Here is a 19,448-nt window from a genome sequence, read left to right as displayed (position 1 = left end):
AGCACCAAAGGGTGCAGCCACAGTGGTAAGTGATTAAAATATCATCATTAATTTTACGTAGAATTTACTATGTCGAAAATACGGGGTAAATTTATCAGACTTGAGATGGTGTCTTTGTTCTTGGGAGGCTTGGCGGTGCTATCCCCATCAATTCCAGCACAAGCGCAAATGTACAACAGCAATTTGTTACTGGCTCAGCAAGGAGTAGTTGACAGCTTACCGCCACCGCCAGATATCCAAACGATACCCTATGGGGAGCAGCCTTTACCGCAGTTGCAACCTTCCCAATCAGTACAGGAGTTTGGGCCTTCTCAATCAGTGCAGGAGTTTGTGCCTTCTCAATCAGTGCAGTTTAATCAATATGGGCAATATGGGCAGAATTTTCAGCGTTACTTAGTTTACGTTGATAATTATAATTACCAAACCCTGCAACAAGTACGTAGGATTGAACCAGGAGCTTACATCCGTTCATACCAAGGACGTTCTGTGATTCAGTCGGGAGTTTTTAGCAGACTATCTGGCGCTCAAGAACGGGTCAGACAACTCCAGTCATATGGTATTTACGGCGCACAGATTGTTAGCTCTGGTAACGCTCAACAAATACCTACTTATCCTAATAGGGGTGATAGAGACGTTTATAGAAGACAAAGTTCTAGCTACTATGTAGCTATACCTGCTAAATCGGAAGAGTTACCCGCGATCGCACAAAGGATCAGACAGAGTACAGGACTGTATGGCTTTATACTTCAAAGACAATCACCGCGAGGCCCACATGTAGCAGTAGGCCCTTTTCCTCGGCGAACAGAAGCAGAAGAATGGAACAACCGCCTGCACAATTTGGGATTTGGTGATGCTAGAGTTTACTACGGAAAGTGAATAAGTGCTGAGCAGGGGTGCAGGGGTGCAGGGGTGCAGGGGAGAATAACAACTGACAACTGACCACTGACCACTGACAACTGACAACTGAAAACTGAAAACTGATGCAAAACAGACAAGAACAAATTTCACAAGTTGTCGTAACTGCTGGGCAAATGCGGGATATTGAAGAGCGTATCTTTGCCGCCGGAATGCCTGTAGCAGCTTTGATGGAAAAGGTAGCGGGACTAATTGCTCGTCGCATTCAGGAAATCTATCCTCTGTTTGAACGAGGGGGTGCAGGGGTGCAGGGGTGCAGAGGTGCAGGGGTGCAGGGAAGTAGGGGTGTAGGGGGAGAAATTACTTCCTCATCCCCCTCATCCTCCTCATCCCCCCTATTGTTTTCAAGCAGCCGTGTGGGAATTCTTGTAGGCCCTGGTCATAATGGGGGCGATGCTTTGGTGGTGGCCCGTGAATTATACTTTCGTGGGTATGAGGTTTGGATTTATTCTCCTTTTTCTAAGTTTAAGGAATTAACCTCGCAACACTTACAGTATGTTCGGAGTTTAGGTATCCCATATTACCAAGACATAGAACAGCTGCCAGATTGTGATTTTTTGGTTGATGGGTTGTTTGGATTTGGTTTAGAAAGAACGCTTACCGATTCTATTGCTGCTGCAATTAATCAACTGAATGAATGGGATAAGCCAATTATTAGTATCGATTTGCCTTCTGGTTTGCATACCGATACGGGTGAGGTATTAGGTACTGCCATTCGCGCTACTCACACCTTTTGCTTGGGCTTGTGGAAGTTGGGTTTGTTACAAGACCAGGCTTTAGATTATCTCGGCAAAGCTGAGTTAATCGATTTTGATATTCCTTTGGCTGATGTGCAAGCTGTTCTGGGGGATACACCCAAAATTAAACGTATTACACCAGCAACAGCACTGGCTACTCTACCGCTACCCCGTCCACCCGTTACCCACAAGTATAAAGAAGGACATTTACTTTTGATTTGCGGTTCGCGTCGCTATGCTGGTGGTGCAATTTTAACTGCTTTGGGGGCGCGCTCAAGTGGTGTGGGAATGCTCTCAATTGCGGTTCCAGAATCTTTGAAACCGCTTTTGGTGTCGCATTTGCCAGAAGCGCTGATTGTTGGTTGCCCAGAAACGGAAACTGGAGCGATCGCTCAACTACAATTACCAGAAAAGACTGATTTAAGTTCCTTTAATGCGATCGCTATTGGCCCTGGTTTAACAAAAGATGCTACTGCCATTGTGCAAGAAGTAATAGCAAGCGATCGCCCCTTAATTATCGATGCTGATGGTTTAAATATTCTGGCACAAATGGGAACTATCCCCACGTTACAAAAGCGACAAGCCACAACAATACTCACACCCCATACTGGTGAATTTCAGCGGTTGTTTCCCGATATTGCTGATCCCAAGCTTGATAGAGTCAAAGCTGTGAGGGAAGCAGCAGCACAAACAGGGGCTGTGGTATTGTTGAAAGGAGCGAGGACAGCGATCGCTAACCCCCAAGGTTTAGTTTGGATTAATCCCGAAAGTACTCCTGCTTTGGCGCGTGGTGGTAGTGGTGATGTGTTAACTGGGCTACTGGGTGGATTGTTGGCACAAGTAGTAACTAAACAAATTGCTGTAGAAAACATAGTTGCAACTGCTGCTTGGTGGCATTCGCAAGCGGGTATCCTCGCAGCCGAAGAACGCACTGAATTAGGCGTAGACGCGTTTACATTGACACAGTATTTAAAATCATCAATTTTGTTTATAAAGTTGTAATTCTTTGAATACATCAGCAGCAATACTTTGTCTTAGTTCATAGGGAAAGATAACTTCACATTTTGGTCGCCACGCACGCAAGCGCATCATAATGCCATTATCTGAATGACGGTAATAAACTTGGTAGTAAGCGTCTTGCGGAGAACGATTCACCAATATTTTTAATAATGATTCCTGGTGTTGTAGTTGGGTAACTTCATGACAAATCAAACTTTGTGCTTGTTGATAAGTAATAGCTTTAAAAGTCTCGTGTCGGATGGTATTTTGAATGTAGCGCTCATTGTAATCACGGTCAAATCTTAGCAACATCAGGCTTGAGGGCAAGTAGAAATCAAACCCCCAAGCATTAGACATTTCCTGAGCGATATAATCTGGACTTAGGCAAGAAAATTTGGGATAATGCTGTTGTAAATTTTGGGGTATTTGTGCATTATTCCATTCTAAAGTTGTGATGTCTTGAATCCGGTCAAGACGAAAATTATACCAGTTACTTTTTCGATCTGGACTTTCACCATAAGCACAGAGATAAACTGCTCTTTGCATATAATAAATACAAACTGGATAAACAACACAGGTGACAAATTTACCTATTTTTGCACTATTATATGTAAGTTTGATTGGCGGGACTGGAGTCTTTGACCACAATTGTCTTAACTCGTATTGCCAATTACTGACTAAATCGATAGTACTGCTGGGTATGACATAATCCAATTGCAAGAAAAAACGCTGAATACCATTGATTTTTTGGGAATGATTTTGAACAATTTCGACCAAATCTGGGTGAAGAAAATTCAATTCATAAGCACTCAGTTTGCTAGAGTTAGTTTCATTTGTTAACGTAACTGGACGTGGCGGAAATTCGCTGACACGGTAATATTTTTGATTTTTATATATCAGCCAACCCAATTTTGCTAAGGTTTCTAGATCGCTTTGCAAGGAACGACGAGTTACACCAAACAAGGGTTGTTGCAAGAGTTTTTCTAAAGCGGATGCATCAATACCAGTGTGAGCAAGCATTGATTTTTGCCACTGGCTAGGAACAATTCCTGTTTTTTCATTGAATAACCACTCGGCTGTGGTTTTGGCGCATAGACAATGAGAATCGTGTTTTGAGGGGATTTCTTCTCCTTTAGGATGTGTGGGACTGAAGAATGCATTCCGCCAGTCTGCATAAGAGAAACAATCGTCTAAAATTACACGCTCTGAATTTTCACCATAGAGCGATCGCAACCATACCCACAAGCGTATTGCTCGCAGGAGATTTTGTTTGAGTGATCCGCGTGCTAACCACTGCAATAGCTCAACCTGTGGAACATCCTGAAAAACAAGAAAAGACACTAGCCGCATCTCAATAAATATATTTCATAAGATACAGCTTTTTGGAAGGTACTTCTTCCAAGTGGTTGTATGATGTAGCAATCAAATGAGGTGAAAAATCATGACTACGTACAAAATCGAGCTAAAAGAAGGAATTTTACGAGTTAGTTTTGGTGAACCCGCCCAAAATGACCAAATTGTCAAGGATGCAGCAGCCAGGTTAGAGGAAATGGCTACATCAGGAGAACTGACAGGAGGGTCGTTACTCAAAATCAACGGCCCGATTTCTATACCTGTAGCATTTGTTCTAGCACATAAACTTGCTCATATCTACGGAGCAGTTGCTTTTTTTGATCCTAAGTTAGGTAAATATGTGATTTGTATCACACACAATCCAGCGTATAAACTGGGAGACTTAATTGATTGATATTTGATTGATTCAAAAGATAGGTATAGCTATTAATAAGTTCTATGACAACGTATCACATTAATTTAGAAGGCGACGTTCTAAAAGTCAGGTTTGGTACACCTGCCAATGGCGACCAAGTAATTAGGGATGCGGCGGCACGTTTAGAGGAGATGGTAGCATCAGGTGAACTTTCTGGGGGAAAACTGCTGAAAATTGATGGCCCAGCATCGGTTGCTGTTAGTTATTTGATAGCACATAAGATATCTCAGCTTTATGGTGCGATCGCAGTTTTTGACCCCAAAATTGGCAGACCAGGATACAAGACTTTCATCACAGCGGTTTCCCAAACTCCGGCATACAAGATAGGCGAACTCATTGAAACCGACGAACCGCAGCAAAAGGGTAAGCCAATTATCAAAGTTGTACTTTGTGGCCCTCCACAGTCTGGTAAATCATGTCTGCGTGAAGGTTTAAAGCAGGCTATCAGCAATATTGAAGGCGCACCCTATCCTTATGTGATTACAGCTTGTCCAGATGGTGAAGGTGCTTGGTTTTCCGATGCTGCACGGCGAGATCTTGATTTAGCTAGACGGCTGAAGGATGAGTACAAAGCTAAGTTTACTGCTGAGTTTGCACAGAAAGCGGCTGGTTGGGTGCGGAGTGCGAGTACACCACTCAACATTATTGATGTGGGTGGGAGAATGACTGAAGAAAATCGTGTGATTATGCGTGAAGCTACTCATGCCGTGATTTTAGCAGGCGATGAGGGTAAGGAAAAAGTTCCTTTGTGGGAAGAGTTTTGTCGGGATTTGAATCTAGTTATTATTGCTAATCTTGATAGTGATTATCAGGGGAAAGAAGATAAAATTGATACTCATTCACCTTTGTTAACTGGTAGCGTTCATTCCCTCAAACGGGGAGAGGATGTTTCTCGTCGTCCGATGGTGCAGGCGTTAGCACAGTTGTTGGTGGGATTGTGTAGGGGGTGAAGCCTTGGCGATTAGAAATCGCGGCTATACAAACTCTCGTCCGCCTACGCGGACTAATGCAAAATCAAGGTATTTAACCCGCGCAGGCGAGTTGAGTCTGTGTAGCCGCGAATTCCATTCGCCTGGGCTTTAATAGAAATTACAAGATTACAAATTAGTTTTCATCCCCCTATGGGGATTTTTTATTTAATGCTATATAGCTTTAAACACAACTTTTCCGCTTTAGAGTTGATTTTTAGCAACTAGTAAAGATTGGCTATAAATTTTTTAGGTTATACAGGAATTTATAAAGCTTTCAGTCCCCTTGAGGGGAAGTAAAAAAATAGAATACTCGAATATTCAGCGTTTCTTCAAGGATTGCATATTTCAATCCCCTTTCGGGGTGTATTGAAAAATTTTGCTATTGGAAATATAAATCTTGAATTACTGAATATTACTTCAAGCAGTATATAAATATTTGGTTGAAAAAGTCAAGGTTTTATATTTGTCAATACTTGCATGAATTGTTACTTACATTTATATTTTACTACTACTGTTAGTTGAAATTACATTGTGTTACGCTGGAAACTATCCAAAATACCATACTACATAACGTATGTCAGAGTAAAAATTTATTCCAATCATTACTTAAATATACAGTAGTTCTTTTAGGACTATTACTCGAATGTGCAGTTGTTCTTAAAGAAATTTCGATTTTTCAAATATAAGGAGCCGTATGTCAGAAAAGCATTCTGTCTGCACAAATTTGGTTGTATCCAAAGAAGATTCATCTGCTAATAACTGCGGGACACAACCCACAAACGCTACACTTCCCGTTAACTCGAGTAGTAACTCTACAAAGATTGAATCTGCCGATAGTATAGAATTAACGCCACTTCAAAATGAAGATTCGGCATCTCTGCAAAATTCCTCTGTACCCACAGCAAAAGAGACTTCAGCCCCCAAGATAACAAAACATAGCCAGTTACCAGAAATAAAAAACAGTCGAGATATCCCAGAAACACCTAGAAATAATGCAGGATTGCAATACTTGGCAGTATTCCTAAAATTTCTTGAGCAACAACTTACCAGCCAAGTCCCATTATTTTTTATTGGTACTCTTGGTTTCATAGTCGTAGTAATGCTAATTAGTCAAGCTTCAGAAGGTATCAAAGTAAAACTAGACTTGGAAGTTTCACCAAAATCTAGCCAAGTTGAAAAAAATCGATAGCTAGTAGCAATTGTTACTAAATTTTAGATGTTACAACAGGGTAATTTATTACTCTGTTGTAACTAAGGATTGTTACAGTTGTTAGATTTAGAACCTAAGCTAGTGTGTATCAATTTTACTTGCTAACTGTAGTAAATTAGCACAAGCTTTTTGGAAGAGTCTACTTCCAGCATGGTATATAATTGCACACAGCCAACAACAACTAACGCGATCGCCAGAACTTATCAAACGATCTAATATAGATGTCCCATGATACAAACCTCAGCTACCTTCAATGCTGCCTTGCAAATTGTCCAACAAGCCGTTACCTTGTTGGCAAAGTGGGCTGATCCACAGTTAATCAATAAGTGTCCTCGCTTAACCGACGACCATATTGTGACCAAAGCCAAGCAAATTTTGTCTTGGAGCGATAAGCACGAACTCAAGGCTTTACGTTTGTTATTTGATTATGTGAAATTAGATAAAGCTCAAGATAAACAGCATTATTGGCAAGCAAAAGCCATTGAGAATAGTAATCCCACTATTCCCTATCCTCAATTAGAAACTATAACTGATTTCAGACAACTCAAAACAGAAATTAAAACAGCCATAAACGATTTAAACAATGACGATTGGCAAAACCTTTCTCTACTAACTTTAATTTTAGAAAAATTCGGTTCTTTTCTCAGCTTTGGTGAATCTGATATTGCTTTGGTCGATATAGCAAGAACTACTGCTGCTGTTGCTGCTGCTATTGCTAAAAACCCCAAGACAACAGAATTAAATTTAATAGCAGGTGACTTATCAGGTATTCAAAAATTTATCTTTACTATTTCTTCAGACGGTGCGCTTAAATCGCTACGGGCTAGAAGCTTTTATTTAGAATTAGTTACAGAAGAAGTAGTACAGCAATTGTTGATCAGGTTAAACCTTCCCCGTACCAATGTAATTTATGCTGGCGGTGGAAATTTATATATTTTGGCAGATGAAACAGACAATACTAAAAAGACAGTAGAGCAACTGCGTGAAGATTTTAATGAATGGCTTCTAGATGAATTTGAAGGCAAAATTTTTCTTGCACTGGATTTGTTAAAATTTCCCATTGCGGATATTACAACTGAAAAATTTTCTATTCATTGGTCAGAGGTAACGACTCAGCTAGCTGTACATAAATCTCGTAAATTTGCTAATCAAATGAGTAAGTTTACCGAACCTCGTGATAGCCATGAACCATGCCGTGTCTGCCACAGAGATGATGTAGAAAATTTAAAACCGCTTAATCCTCATGAGGCAGATTCAGTTTTGGCTTGTGAAACTTGTTGCAGTATGTTTCGTTTGGGAGGTCAGTTATTGCGGCTAGATGCTATCGTGCGATCGCCTGAACGAGATAATATTCCAAATGCAGAAAAAGAAAAATTAACATTAAGGCTACCAAATCAAATAGTTTACTACCATTTATTTAAGCAGAGAGAAGATTTAGTAAATATTCACAATTATGAAACTGCGTTTTTGGTGAATAACTGGACTGTAAAGCACTATCTTACTGGTAATGTTATTCCTCTGCTACTGGGAAACTATGCTCAAGAAAGTGAAGAAAAAGGAGTTCCTATTTCAGCTAAAGAATTGACAGAAATAGCCAGAAAATCAGGTGCAATTCCTAGGGTTGGCTATTTACAGATGGATGTAGACAACCTAGGGCAGATTTTTGCCAGAGGATTACGTCAATGTGAAAAGCAAACTTTACCTAGAATAGCTGGATTATCACGCAATATAAGCTATTTCTTTAAGGTATATCTCAATAGTTTGGCAGCAACACGTAAACCACCGAACATTCCTGAAAATATTAAACTAATAAATCCAGAAAAAAAACGACCCAATCTGCTATTTATATACGCAGGTGGAGATGATCTATTTGTTAGTGGAGCTTGGAATGAACTTGTAGAATTTGCCTTTGATGTTTACCAGTGCTTTCGTGCTTATACAGGTTATAATCCAGACATTACACTATCTGCTGGAATCAGCATTGCAGATTTTAAATTTCCTCTTTATCAAGCTGGTGATGAATCTAGAATGCTGGAAAAAGCTGCTAAAGAAAATGGCAGAGATAGTTTAGGGCTATTTGGTCAGGTCTTTAAATGGGATGAATGGCTGGGAACTGCAAAAATAACCTATTTTGATGAAGTAAACCAAAAATACCTAAATCCAGAAACTAGACCGAATATGTTGGGTATACTCCCATTTGTTGAAAGATTAGAACGGCAAAATATTGGGGTTAATTATTCTCGTAATTTTGTACGTAACCTGCTGATTACAGCAGAAATACAAGAGCGAGCTTTAAAAAAATTAGAAGAAAATAAAAAATTAGAAGAAAATAAAAAATCAGAGGAGGCTTTAGGAACTCGCTATTATTTGCATCTACCAAAGATTGCTTATACTTTGGCGAGATTACCCAAAAATGTACTAGATGATAGTGATTTTCGCACTTCCTTAAAAAGCCCGTATAATGCACCGTATTTTCGGGCGATCGCAACTTGGATTGAACTCTTAAACCGATCATCATAATCATATGCCAGAACCCATTAAACCAAAACAATCTTCTCTACCTGTAAATTCTAAGCAATCAGTTTCTCAAGCCAATATTAGTAAAACACAGAATATTGTCGAAGAGATTATTAATACTATTAATGACTTCAAGGGTTTACAAGCATATGAAATCAGAAAATTAGTTAAACACGCTGAAGAGTTTGGCCCTTATCTGAAGCAACAACGATTAGAAACAAACCAAGTTCGCAAATTTTTAGATGCTGTAAATCGCCTCAAAGCTGATTTAGCTGAAACAGGTGATTTTGCCAAAATTGAAACAGAAGTAGTGCTGCTGAAACCGAAATTGGCATACGCCGCAGCTAGACAAAAAGCTGCCAAACCATTAGGTGATGTCATGTCAGCTGCTATTGATAGGGTTCACAGCAAAGAAGATTTTGAGCGGCTAGTTCAATTAATCGAATCAATTATCGCTTATCACAAAGCTGAAGGTGGAAAATAATCATGCCAGTATCATACACACAAAAACCCTTACTTGGTAAATTAACCCTCACTAGTCAACTTTCTGCTGAAACTGGATTGCACATTGGTGGCGGTGGTGAAAATTTAGATATCGGTGGATTGGATAAACCTGTAATTCGTGATCCTCTAACAAAATATCCTTACTTACCTGGTTCATCAATCAAAGGTAAACTACGTTCTACTTTGGAAAGGTTATTAAAGAAGCCTCTAAATCGCACAGGAGGAAGTGGTACTTGGCGCTATGAAAGTGATGATTTAGCAAATGGATTGACTGAAGTTGAAGAGGGACGATTTGTAGCTTATGAAGGTGCTAATACTTGTCAAATAAGTCGTTTATTTGGTTCTACTGGTGGGTCAAAATTTTGGATGCCAATTAACACTGCAACAGCAGAAGGATTCACAGAAACTACTCCTACTAAAACAATAGAAGGTCAAAATTACGTCAGAATTAATCGTGGACGTAACGCACCGGCTCGCTTAATTATCCGAGATTGCCATTTAGTACCTGAATCAGCAGAAAAGTTAAAGCAAGTTGACACTGGTTTATATATGACTGAGTGGAAATTTGAAAACGGTATTGATAGAGTCACAGCAGCGGCGAATCCCAGACAGTTAGAACGTGTACCTGCTGGCTCAAAATTTCAGTTTGAATTGGTTTATACCGTAGAAGATAAAGACCAAGCCATTGAAGACTTACAAAATATTGCGATCGCACTCGCCATTCTCGAAGATGATGCACTTGGCGGACATGGTTCTAGAGGTTACGGTAAAGTCAGATTTCAACACTTCAATTTTTCCTATCGTAGCTTGGCACAATACCGTCAAATTACCAGCACTCCCGGCGGTTCATCGGGTTTACAAACATTAGAACCCATCGCCAACACACAAGCACTTTTAGATAACTTCGCAAGCTTACGTGAGTATATCGAACAACGATTATTACCAGGAAATGAATCATGAGTGTTTGGAAGTTAGTAAAACTTAACTTTGGTCGCAGTCCCGCGCACTTTGGCGATGTAGGAATTGGGATGGAAGAAACAAGCGATCGCATTCGTTCTGATACTTTGTTTAGTGCTTGGGTAAGCATCTATGCGCGATTATTTGGTAAACAAGAAGTTGAAGAATTATTACACCAATTTCCCCGAAAAGACCAACGCGAACTAATACCACCTTTTCGCATCAGTTCAACATTTATTTATCGAGAAGTTGGGAAAGATATCATTTACTATCTTCCCCGACCTCTGAAATTTCCTAATAAATATCCTGTTGATAATGATCTGGCTTTTTTCAAAACCTACAAAAAACTTAACTACTTACCCTTAAAGTTATGGCAGAGATGGTATCAAGAGGAAGGATTTCAACAGTCTGACATTAAGGAATTAATCGAGTATACCAACACTGGTAAATCTCATGGAGACTTAAATAAATTAAAAACCTTTGAATACAGCAAAGCCTTTAAAAAAGATAAAGTTCCAAAAATTGCTGTAGACCGTGTAACTAGAGCTACAAACTTTTATCATACAGGCTTTGTTCAATTCGATTGGGAAGACAATCCAGCAGGTTTATACTTTCTGTTGCAATTATCTCCAGAAGGCGAGAAATTAGTAAATAAGCTACAAGCAGCTTTGAATTTATTGGGAGAAGAAGGAGTTGGAGGAGAACGTTCTAGCGGTGCGGGAAGATTTCAAGCAGAGTGGTTAGATTTACCAGAAACTTGGCAAAGCGTAGTCGATTTTTCTGCTGGAAATTACCACACCCTCATGAGTTTATTTTGGGACACATCCTTACAAGATGGCTTTTTAAATCAAGCTAGCTATGACATTCAAGAACGGGGTGGATGGATTGCTGAAAATCACCTACGGCGTAAAATGGTGCGAATGTTTAGTGAAGGTTCTGTATTTCTCAAACCACCACAAGGAATGTTAGCAGATGTTACACCCAATAGTTTTGATAAAGATAAACATCGACATATTTACCGCAGCGGTATTAGCTTAAATCTAGCAATTAAAGCACAGGAGAAATAATATTATGGTGGTTTCTCCCGAATTTGCTCTCCAGAAACCTGAATTTTATCAATCCAAAAAGATACTGTTGACTAGTCCAATTTTACATATAGGCTCATCTGTATCTAGATTAAATCCTTTTGAATATGTCCAGACAGATAGAAAAGTCTATATTCCCAATCAGGAAGCATTAGCAAAAGGTTTATTAGCGCAAGGAGGAAGATTTTTAAACGAATATATTCAACTAATTGAAGAACGTCAAGATATCACCAAACTGTTAAAACAAGCCTTTGGTTCTGAATGGTGGAATGCTACCGACACAAATAATAATCCAATTTTTCCCAAAGAAGCCATCAGTCAAAAACTGGCATCAGAAAGAATTACAGATTTGCGTCCCATGATTCGCAATGGTATGGGGCAATTATTTATCCCTGGTTCTTCAATTAAAGGAGCAATCAGAACAGCCATAGCATATCATTTATTGAAACACGCAGACCGTTATCAAGTACCTTCATCAAAACGAGTTAGCGAAATTGAGAAAACCCTCAGACAAAAGCTAGGACAACTTAACCAACATCAGCAAAAATTCGTTGATGATGAGCTATTCATGGATAGCTTATTTTCAGAATTTATTCTGACATATCAAGATAGAAAATTTTCAGGTAAAGGGCCGAATACAGATTTTTTAAGAGCAGTCAAAATTACAGATACAGAACCGCTTTTAGAAAACAAAATCAAAACTAAAAAAGGTCAAGAAATACCTATTAATTTACCTGTTGTAGCTGAAGTCATAGTTTCTAGCAGATTTCCAGATTATTTAGCTAAATATAAAGCATCGCTCTATGTTGAAATGGTGCGAAATGTTCAGACAGAGTTCACCATTTCATTAGATACAGAAATGCTTTCATGGTTCAAACATAAACAAGGGATGAAGTTACCCTTTAATAATCTGGATGAACTATTGCAAATATGTCAAGAATTCACCCAAGAACAATGGGATTATGAACATGATTATTGGCAAGCTATTAAAAATAATCCTAAAGCATCTGGCAAAAACCTAGATTTTAATTATATCCGCGAATTTTACGAACCAGAAAAATGTTCTTATAGCTTGAGATTGGGTTGGGGTAGTGGAATGAACGGAACTACCGTTGGTTTATGTCTTGATGATGAACTGCGTCAAGATATCCGCGATACTTGTGGCATAAAAGCACCTGGTTTTGAAGCACCAAAATCTAGGCGAACTGTAATGAGTAATAATGGCGAAATCAAATTTGTACCGGGATGGGCTAAATTCAAGAGTTTATAATACTAATGCTAATTCATTCAACCTGGACATTAAATGTATCCGAATCAACAGTTTTACCACGTTCTTATAGCTTGGAACTGGTAAAACAACTGCATCAGAAGTTAGGCTTAGAAATGGGAGGTGAGGCAATTCCTGCTGTTTCCTACTCAGGAATTATCGGTTTAATATCAACTTCGAGAGAATTTGCAACATTCCATCCAGAGGAATTTTATCAATTATCTTTGTGTGGATTAAATGAAGTCTCAGCCAAAGCAATTTCTCACCTCAATCTTTCAAATTATCTAGAATTTTTGGGAGCAAAATTTAATATCATCAACCGTGAAGACGAAATCACCAGTTATGAAGAGTTGTACACAACTTTAGTGGCAAATGAACCAGAACCCATCAGAAGGTTTGATTTACGGTTTCTGACTCCTACTACTTTTGCTCAAGGTAGCACAAACTTACCTTTACCTGTACCTAGCTTAATGTTCCGCAGTTGGTTAGAACGCTGGAATCATTTTGCACCTGTTTATTTAGGAGGTGATGAATTAATTGCTTATCTTAGCAATGCAATTTTACTCAAAAATCATAAAATTCAAACGCGAAGTTGGCAATTAAATAAAGGTTTTGTGAATGGCTTTGTTGGTGATGTGACATTACAAGTTTTTAACCGTGCTGATCCCTTACTAGCGAATGTCGCTAACTTATTAGTGCAATATGCACGTTTTGCTGGTACAGGGATGAAGACACGTTTAGGTATGGGACAGACAACATTTAAATAATCCAAAATTCACTAAAAATAAGGAGTGCAATCTATATGGCTAAGATATTAATTTCACCTATCGGTGTTGGCAATTTAGTAAATAAAACACGCGAAGAAAGAAAGTACAAGCCAGCTACATATAAAATTGGAAATCAGCCACCCTATGAAAGTACATTTATGGCTTCAGTTTTATATAAACATTTTCAACTAGACGGTATTATATTCATTGGCACTGTTAGATCAATGTGGGAAGAAGTTTATAGCTTTTTTTGCACTGAAAATAAAGTACAAAAAGATGATGATTACTGGTTAAATTTAGCTATTCAGATTGAAGAACTCAAATATGATAGTGATGTAAATTATCTCGATTTATCACCTATAGAGAAAGTCTTGGGAGAGCGTTCCAAATGTATACTAATAAAATACGGTCTAAACGAAGATGAATTATGGGAAAACTTTGATAGAATTTTTCAAATTGTTGCATTGCTTCAACCAGGAGATGAAATTTATATTGATATAACTCATTCTTTTCGCTCTTTATCACTATTTTTATTCTTGACTATAACTTTTATTAAGGATTTAGTGAACGAAAAACAAATTAAAATCGCTGGTGTTTATTATGGAATGTTAGATGTTACTAGAGAATTAAATTATACTCCAGTAGTTGACTTAAAGCCCTTATTTGACATGACTTCTTGGATTAAAGGCGCATACAGTTTACAAAGCTATGGTGATGGTTACTTAATTGCTGAACTACTTAAATCTCAGAATGAAAGTCAATTAGCTAATCAGATAGAACAGCTATCGCAATCACTTAATATTAACTCTGTTAATGACATTAAGCAAAAGAGTTCTGCATTAAAAAGTTCATTAGAAACCCAAGTTGCAAAAACTCCTTTTAAATATATAAAAGATATTTTAGCAAGTTTTACTAAAAAGTTTTCCCGTTCTTCAGTAAAAGAATCTGAATATCAACTAACATTGTCTGGATGGTACTTTGATAATCACAGATATTCTACTGGTTACATCACACTAGCTGAGTCTATAATTACTTATCTCTGTGAAATAAATGGTAAAGAAATAAGGTCTGAAACCGATCGTAAGGCAATGAAGGATTTTCTGCATGAATCACAAAATAAAAATAGTGATTTAGCTAGGCTTTACTTTGATGTTAATCCAATACGTAATAGTATTGCACACGCTTTAGTAGATACAAAAAGTAGCAATGATAGAGGTAGCTTAACCAATGCAATAAATCAGGCTAAAAACTATCAGCAAATAGCTAGGAAAATATTTAGTACAGGTACGCTGTATCTTGGTTAACTTAAAAATTAGCTGTTATTGTGGTGATTGGTTGTAGTTATCTAGCGATCGCACCCCCGCACCCCCAAATTCTAAACCCAAACAGCGATCGCACACCCCTATCCCCATAAATGATCCTAAGCAGGAATAACACTGACACCATATTGGCTAAACTGAGTATCCCTGCTAATAATGATTAGATTTTCGCTCATAGCCTGAGCAATTAACATTCTATCAAAAGGATCATTATGATAATTTGGCAAGCTTCCTGCTTTAGAACCATGTTCGATAGTAATCAAAAGTGGTTCAAAGCAGTTCACAGAAATTGCTTCTGCAAGATTATCTGGTGCTGACAACTTGCCAATTGCTTTCTTAATAGCAATCTCCCAAGCACTGACTGCACTAACAAAAATTATATTTTCTGGATTAGAAATAATCTGCCTTGCATGTGTAGACAGTTTTGGCTAATTATTTAACCACCATAACAATGTATGTGTATCTAATAAATAATTGCTCATCAATCGCCGAGAAACGCATTAATGATTTCATTGGGTGTCACATCAAAATCATCAGCCATTTTTACCTTTCCCGCCCAAAAACCTGGAGTTCTAGGAGTAGCAGCAGGAGAATAACGAACCAATTTGACTAAAGGTTTACCAGCTTGACTAATAATTACTTCCTCACCCTGTAAAGCATATTCGATTAATTGAGAAAGATTATTTTCTGCTTCATGTATATTTGCTAATTTCATTTTTTTAGAGATAAATTAAGACTACTATTAATTAGTATAGGATGTCTGATACTACAAATTAATAGTGAAAAATTGAATATAATTCTGAAAATTTTCAACTGTTAGCTAAAGACCATCTAATTTTATTCTATCAACGAGAAGCGATCGCTAAACTCCTCCACACTGTACCACCAACCGCGATCGCTCATCTTCTCGCTTCATTCAGAAATACCGTAATGTTGTGCCTGCATATTCCACAACGCTGTATACTCGCCTCCACGTTGTAAAAGTTCTTGATGGGTGCCATCCTCAATTAAATGCCCAGATTTCAGGACTAAGATTCGGTCAGCCATCCGCACAGATGCTAATCTGTGGGTAATCAGGATGGTAGTCTTGCCCTCAGCTAGCTCAATAAAGCGAAGATAGAGATCATACTCGCTGCGTGGGTCAAGTGCAGCAGTCGGCTCATCCAAAAGTAGTAGTTGAGCTTTTTGGCGGACAAAAGCACGAGCTAAAGCTAACTTTTGCCACTGTCCTCCAGAAAGTTCTGTGCCGCCGAACTGCTTGCCCAGTGGTGTATTCTCCCTTGTGGGAAAATGCTCTACTAGTTTGACGATATCGGCTTTTTCAATTGCATATCTGAGAATATCTGGACGCTCTAGAGCAGCTAAGTTTCCTAAAGCGATATTTTCCCCCAGCGTCAGCGCATAATGCCCAAAATCTTGAAAAACTCCAGCAATTTGCTGCCGCCACTGCTCTAAATTTAAATTTCTCAGGTCTATACCATCGACTCTAATTCTTCCTATTGTGGGGTCGTATAGTCTGGTCAATAGCTTGACTAGAGTAGTTTTACCTGCTCCATTTTCTCCCACTATAGCTACTGTTTGTCCAGGATAAAGAGTAAAAGAAATATCCTTGAGGGCTAATCGACCATCTGGGTAGCAAAAGTCAACTTTCTCAAAAGTAATACCAGAACGAATCGGAGTTGGTATTTTCTCTCCAGGTATGCTTAGTGGCATTGTGCTGGGGCTATCGAGAAAATTGAAAAACTGCTGCATATAGAGAATATTCTCAAACAGATCCACCCAATGACCAACAAATCTTTCTAGATTATTTTGGAAGTAAGTTAATGACTGTACGAATAAAAGTACACTTCCTGGGCTGAACTCTCCTTTGAAAGCCTTCTGTACCACCCAGTAAAAAGAAAAACCATTGCCTAAACCACTCAAAATAGCTAAGCTAGATGACCAAAATGCTTGCTTGCCCCTCAGATGACGCATAGATTGGTGTAAAGACTGAAATGCTTGCAAGTAACGCTCCATAAAAAATGAACCTAGCTGAAACAACCTGATTTCTTTAGCATAGGTGTCAGTCAGCATCACTGAAGTGTAATAATCCATTCTCCGGGCTTGAGGGCTGTTCTCAAATAAAGTTTGCCAAATAGCTTTTCCATACTGGGAAGACACCACTATTTGGGGTATAGTTGCGATCGCAATTACCAGTGGTATCCAAAAAGCTAGGGGAACTAATAGCCCAACTATTACGAGCAAAGTCACAAAGGATCGACCTAATTCAACCAAATTCTCCAGTAAATTCAACGGTTTATAACTTACTTGTTGTTGGAGAAGCTGTAGCTCATCATAGAACTGAGAATCTTCAAAACGGCTCAGGTCTGAAAAACTATCAGCTTTCCGCATTAACAATAAGCTAATGTGAGCCGTTAACTTGTCATTGAGATTTCCCTGAAGTGCTGATACCCAAGGATACAAAAGCGTTTCTAGTAGTAAAGCTCCAACCCATCCTGCTACCAAAGGGGCTAGAATTGAATAGCTTAATTCTCTACCGGATGTTAAAGCTGTTGCTACAGCATCTACCACTAGCTTAGTAATCCAAACACTGATGCCAGGAAGAAAACCTTGTAATAAAGTTACACCAATCAGAAAGACTATTTCTGTAGGCGCTGCTGTCCATAACAAGGGCAGAGAACGAAATAAAGCTCTAGTGTAATCTTCAATCCAAAATCTTAAATCGCCCATTTTGATTATTCTGTGTTAAGTAAAACACTATTCATCCCTGAGCTTGAGACCTATATTGTATACTTACTCAATTTGAAATTTGCGCTTTTACATTATTAAAAGATTAGTCTCTAATTTCAGGATGGTTTTTATTCTAAAGTGTCTCTAGGTTCTCTACATCAGTAACACAAGGCAGCATGTCACTTTAGACGATAAAAAAATCAAAATAATCCTACTTAAGATATAATCTAACTAATTTCAAGAATAAAAAAATACAACTTTAGAAAGAATAAAAACCTATAGAAACAGATATTGTTAGAGAAATGAGATGATCGAAAAAAGGCAAGATGACGCTAACAATAGCAAAGATTTTCTCAAAGATAAGGTTTTAGGGAAAATTAATCCCCTTTGGGAGTTCCCTGCACTGATCAAAAAGTGATTTGACCTTTTGTAGACTAGTCAGACTCTGAATAAGAAGATTAATATTTTTTGTTTAACTATACCTCTATGGGGTTAATAGTTAAGCATGAATCCTTGTCTGATTTTTTGGTCATTCTTCGCACACACTCGTTCAAATACCTATTTTTCTGTGAAAACTGGTTGACGCGAAAACATGATCTCAGCTTTTCACAAACTCGAATGCAGATTTGCAAACAGGCTAATGAATTGAAGTTAGAAGGAGTAAGTGACCATGCTTGCAGAAAAAACACTGACCCAATCAACAATAGAAATGCGTTTGGCAGACAAAGCAGACAAACTAGAACAATTGCTGTTGTCTGATGAAGAAATAGCAGCTTTAGAAAAATTAGCAATGCCAGGAGTATTTGAATCTGCGACCACCCAAAGATGGTTTGCTAATTGCGGTGGATGTGGTGGCTGTGGTGGATGTCGCGGATGTGGTGGATGCGGATGTCGTGGATGCGGTGGATGCGGTGGATGCGGATGTCGCGGTTGTGGATGTCGCGGTTGTGGATGTCGCGGTTGTGGATGTCGCGGTTGCGGATGTCGTGGCTGCGGAATTAGCAGTCCTGGAGCAGTATCCGGTGTAACGGAGGATACTGATGAACTCGGATTTGGATACTAAATAAACCTGGAGATAGAACAGCAATTTAGTAATTCTAGAAACCGAGTTTTTGAATTTAGAGCCACAAAATCTTGCTCTAACAACCGATAAAAAACCCTGTTTTTACAGTTTTGCAGATAGGCTAATGAATTGAAGTTAAAAAGGAGTATGTTACCATGCTTGCACAAAAGACACTGACTCAAGCAACAATAGAAATGCGTTTGGCAGACAAAGCAGACAAACTAGAACAATTGCTGTTGTCTGATGAAGAAATAGCAGCTTTAGAAAAATTAGCAATGCCAGGAGTATTTGAATCTGCGACCACCCAAAGATGGTTTGCTAATTGCGGTGGATGTGGTGGATGTCGTGGATGTCGTGGATGTCGTGGATGTCGTGGATGTCGTGGATGCGGATGTCGCGGTTGCGGATGTCGCGGTTGTGGAATTAGCAGTCCCGGAACAGTATCAGGTGTGATGGAGGACACTGATGAGACCAGATTTGGATACTAAATAAACCTGGGGATAGAACAGCAATTTAGTAATTCTAGAAACCGAGTTTTGGAGTTTAGAGCCACAAAATCCTGCTCTGACACTTGATAAAAACCCTGTTTTTTACACTTTTTTTGACCAAGCCCTGAAGGGGCGAGAATAGGGAATAGAG

At 38.7% G+C, this 19,448-nt stretch carries 18 protein-coding genes; 14 read left to right on the top strand and 4 right to left on the bottom strand.

Annotated features, from left to right (window positions below):
- Positions 1-69 precede the first annotated feature (69 nt).
- The gene (locus tag I8748_RS02905; RefSeq protein ID WP_198123164.1) at positions 70-876 is read left to right on the top strand and encodes a hypothetical protein; all 807 of its coding nucleotides are present in this window, start codon (positions 70-72) and stop codon (positions 874-876) included.
- A 104-nt stretch (positions 877-980) separates the two neighbouring features.
- Positions 981-2,654: an NAD(P)H-hydrate dehydratase gene (locus I8748_RS02900; RefSeq protein ID WP_198123163.1), complete on the top strand. Its 1,674-nt coding sequence runs from the start codon at positions 981-983 to the stop codon at positions 2,652-2,654.
- Here the strand turns inward: I8748_RS02900 and I8748_RS02895 are convergent.
- Positions 2,631-4,001, bottom strand: coding sequence for a TIGR03985 family CRISPR-associated protein (locus I8748_RS02895; protein WP_214662389.1), 1,371 nt, complete (start codon positions 3,999-4,001; stop codon positions 2,631-2,633). The genes I8748_RS02900 and I8748_RS02895 overlap by 24 nt on opposite strands.
- Before the next feature lie 91 nt (positions 4,002-4,092).
- Between I8748_RS02895 and I8748_RS02890 the strand changes: the two genes are divergently transcribed.
- From I8748_RS02890 to csx2, 10 genes are all read left to right on the top strand, one after another.
- Positions 4,093-4,398 carry a CRISPR-associated protein Csx3 gene (locus I8748_RS02890; protein ID WP_198123161.1) on the top strand — a complete coding sequence of 102 codons (306 nt, stop codon included), beginning with the start codon at positions 4,093-4,095 and terminating at the stop codon, positions 4,396-4,398.
- 44 nt (positions 4,399-4,442) lie between these two features.
- Positions 4,443-5,369, top strand: a complete 927-nt coding sequence (locus I8748_RS02885) for a CRISPR-associated protein Csx3 (RefSeq protein ID WP_198123160.1) — start codon at positions 4,443-4,445, stop codon at positions 5,367-5,369.
- 715 nt (positions 5,370-6,084) lie between these two features.
- Entirely contained in the window at positions 6,085-6,579 is a 495-nt protein-coding gene (locus I8748_RS02880) for a hypothetical protein (protein ID WP_198123159.1), read from the top strand.
- Between the two features lie 249 nt (positions 6,580-6,828).
- Positions 6,829-9,120 carry a type III-A CRISPR-associated protein Cas10/Csm1 gene (gene cas10 / locus I8748_RS02875; RefSeq protein WP_198123158.1) on the top strand — a complete coding sequence of 764 codons (2,292 nt, stop codon included), beginning with the start codon at positions 6,829-6,831 and terminating at the stop codon, positions 9,118-9,120.
- Between the two features lie 4 nt (positions 9,121-9,124).
- A complete protein-coding gene (gene csm2 / locus I8748_RS02870; RefSeq protein ID WP_198123157.1) occupies positions 9,125-9,601 on the top strand; it encodes a type III-A CRISPR-associated protein Csm2 in 477 nt (158 codons plus the stop codon).
- Positions 9,602-9,603: 2 nt separating this feature from the next.
- On the top strand, positions 9,604-10,581 hold the full coding sequence (gene csm3 / locus I8748_RS02865) for a type III-A CRISPR-associated RAMP protein Csm3 (RefSeq protein WP_198123156.1): 978 nt from the start codon (positions 9,604-9,606) through the stop codon (positions 10,579-10,581).
- Entirely contained in the window at positions 10,578-11,645 is a 1,068-nt protein-coding gene (csm4, locus tag I8748_RS02860) for a type III-A CRISPR-associated RAMP protein Csm4 (RefSeq protein WP_198123155.1), read from the top strand. Before csm3 ends, csm4 begins: the two co-directional genes overlap by 4 nt.
- Before the next feature lie 4 nt (positions 11,646-11,649).
- Entirely contained in the window at positions 11,650-12,933 is a 1,284-nt protein-coding gene (csm5, locus tag I8748_RS02855) for a type III-A CRISPR-associated RAMP protein Csm5 (RefSeq protein ID WP_198123154.1), read from the top strand.
- A 5-nt stretch (positions 12,934-12,938) separates the two neighbouring features.
- Positions 12,939-13,697, top strand: coding sequence for a CRISPR system precrRNA processing endoribonuclease RAMP protein Cas6 (cas6, locus tag I8748_RS02850; protein ID WP_198123153.1), 759 nt, complete (start codon positions 12,939-12,941; stop codon positions 13,695-13,697).
- Between the two features lie 35 nt (positions 13,698-13,732).
- A complete protein-coding gene (gene csx2 / locus I8748_RS02845) occupies positions 13,733-15,001 on the top strand; it encodes a TIGR02221 family CRISPR-associated protein (protein ID WP_198123152.1) in 1,269 nt (422 codons plus the stop codon).
- Positions 15,002-15,117: 116 nt separating this feature from the next.
- Here the strand turns inward: csx2 and I8748_RS02840 are convergent, their stop codons facing one another.
- The 3 genes from I8748_RS02840 to I8748_RS02830 all read right to left on the bottom strand — a co-directional run bounded on the left by I8748_RS02840 (position 15,118) and on the right by I8748_RS02830 (position 17,746).
- Positions 15,118-15,438 carry a type II toxin-antitoxin system VapC family toxin gene (locus tag I8748_RS02840; protein WP_225896292.1) on the bottom strand — a complete coding sequence of 107 codons (321 nt, stop codon included), beginning with the start codon at positions 15,436-15,438 and terminating at the stop codon, positions 15,118-15,120.
- A 59-nt stretch (positions 15,439-15,497) separates the two neighbouring features.
- Positions 15,498-15,731: a type II toxin-antitoxin system Phd/YefM family antitoxin gene (locus I8748_RS02835; protein ID WP_198123151.1), complete on the bottom strand. Its 234-nt coding sequence runs from the start codon at positions 15,729-15,731 to the stop codon at positions 15,498-15,500.
- Positions 15,732-15,928: 197 nt separating this feature from the next.
- A complete protein-coding gene (locus I8748_RS02830) occupies positions 15,929-17,746 on the bottom strand; it encodes an ABC transporter ATP-binding protein (protein WP_198123150.1) in 1,818 nt (605 codons plus the stop codon).
- Between the two features lie 670 nt (positions 17,747-18,416).
- On the opposite strand from I8748_RS02830, the gene I8748_RS02825 reads away from it, so the two are divergent.
- Both I8748_RS02825 and I8748_RS02820 read left to right on the top strand, forming a co-directional pair.
- Positions 18,417-18,809, top strand: a complete 393-nt coding sequence (locus I8748_RS02825; RefSeq protein ID WP_198123149.1) for a hypothetical protein — start codon at positions 18,417-18,419, stop codon at positions 18,807-18,809.
- Between the two features lie 155 nt (positions 18,810-18,964).
- On the top strand, positions 18,965-19,297 hold the full coding sequence (locus I8748_RS02820) for a hypothetical protein (RefSeq protein ID WP_198123148.1): 333 nt from the start codon (positions 18,965-18,967) through the stop codon (positions 19,295-19,297).
- Positions 19,298-19,448 lie beyond the last annotated feature (151 nt).

The organism is Amazonocrinis nigriterrae CENA67 (assembly GCF_016056305.1).
Taxonomy (GTDB): domain Bacteria; phylum Cyanobacteriota; class Cyanobacteriia; order Cyanobacteriales; family Nostocaceae; genus Amazonocrinis; species Amazonocrinis nigriterrae.
The sequence above is the reverse complement of the archived record's forward strand: the minus strand, read 5'-3'. Positions and strand labels throughout refer to the sequence as shown.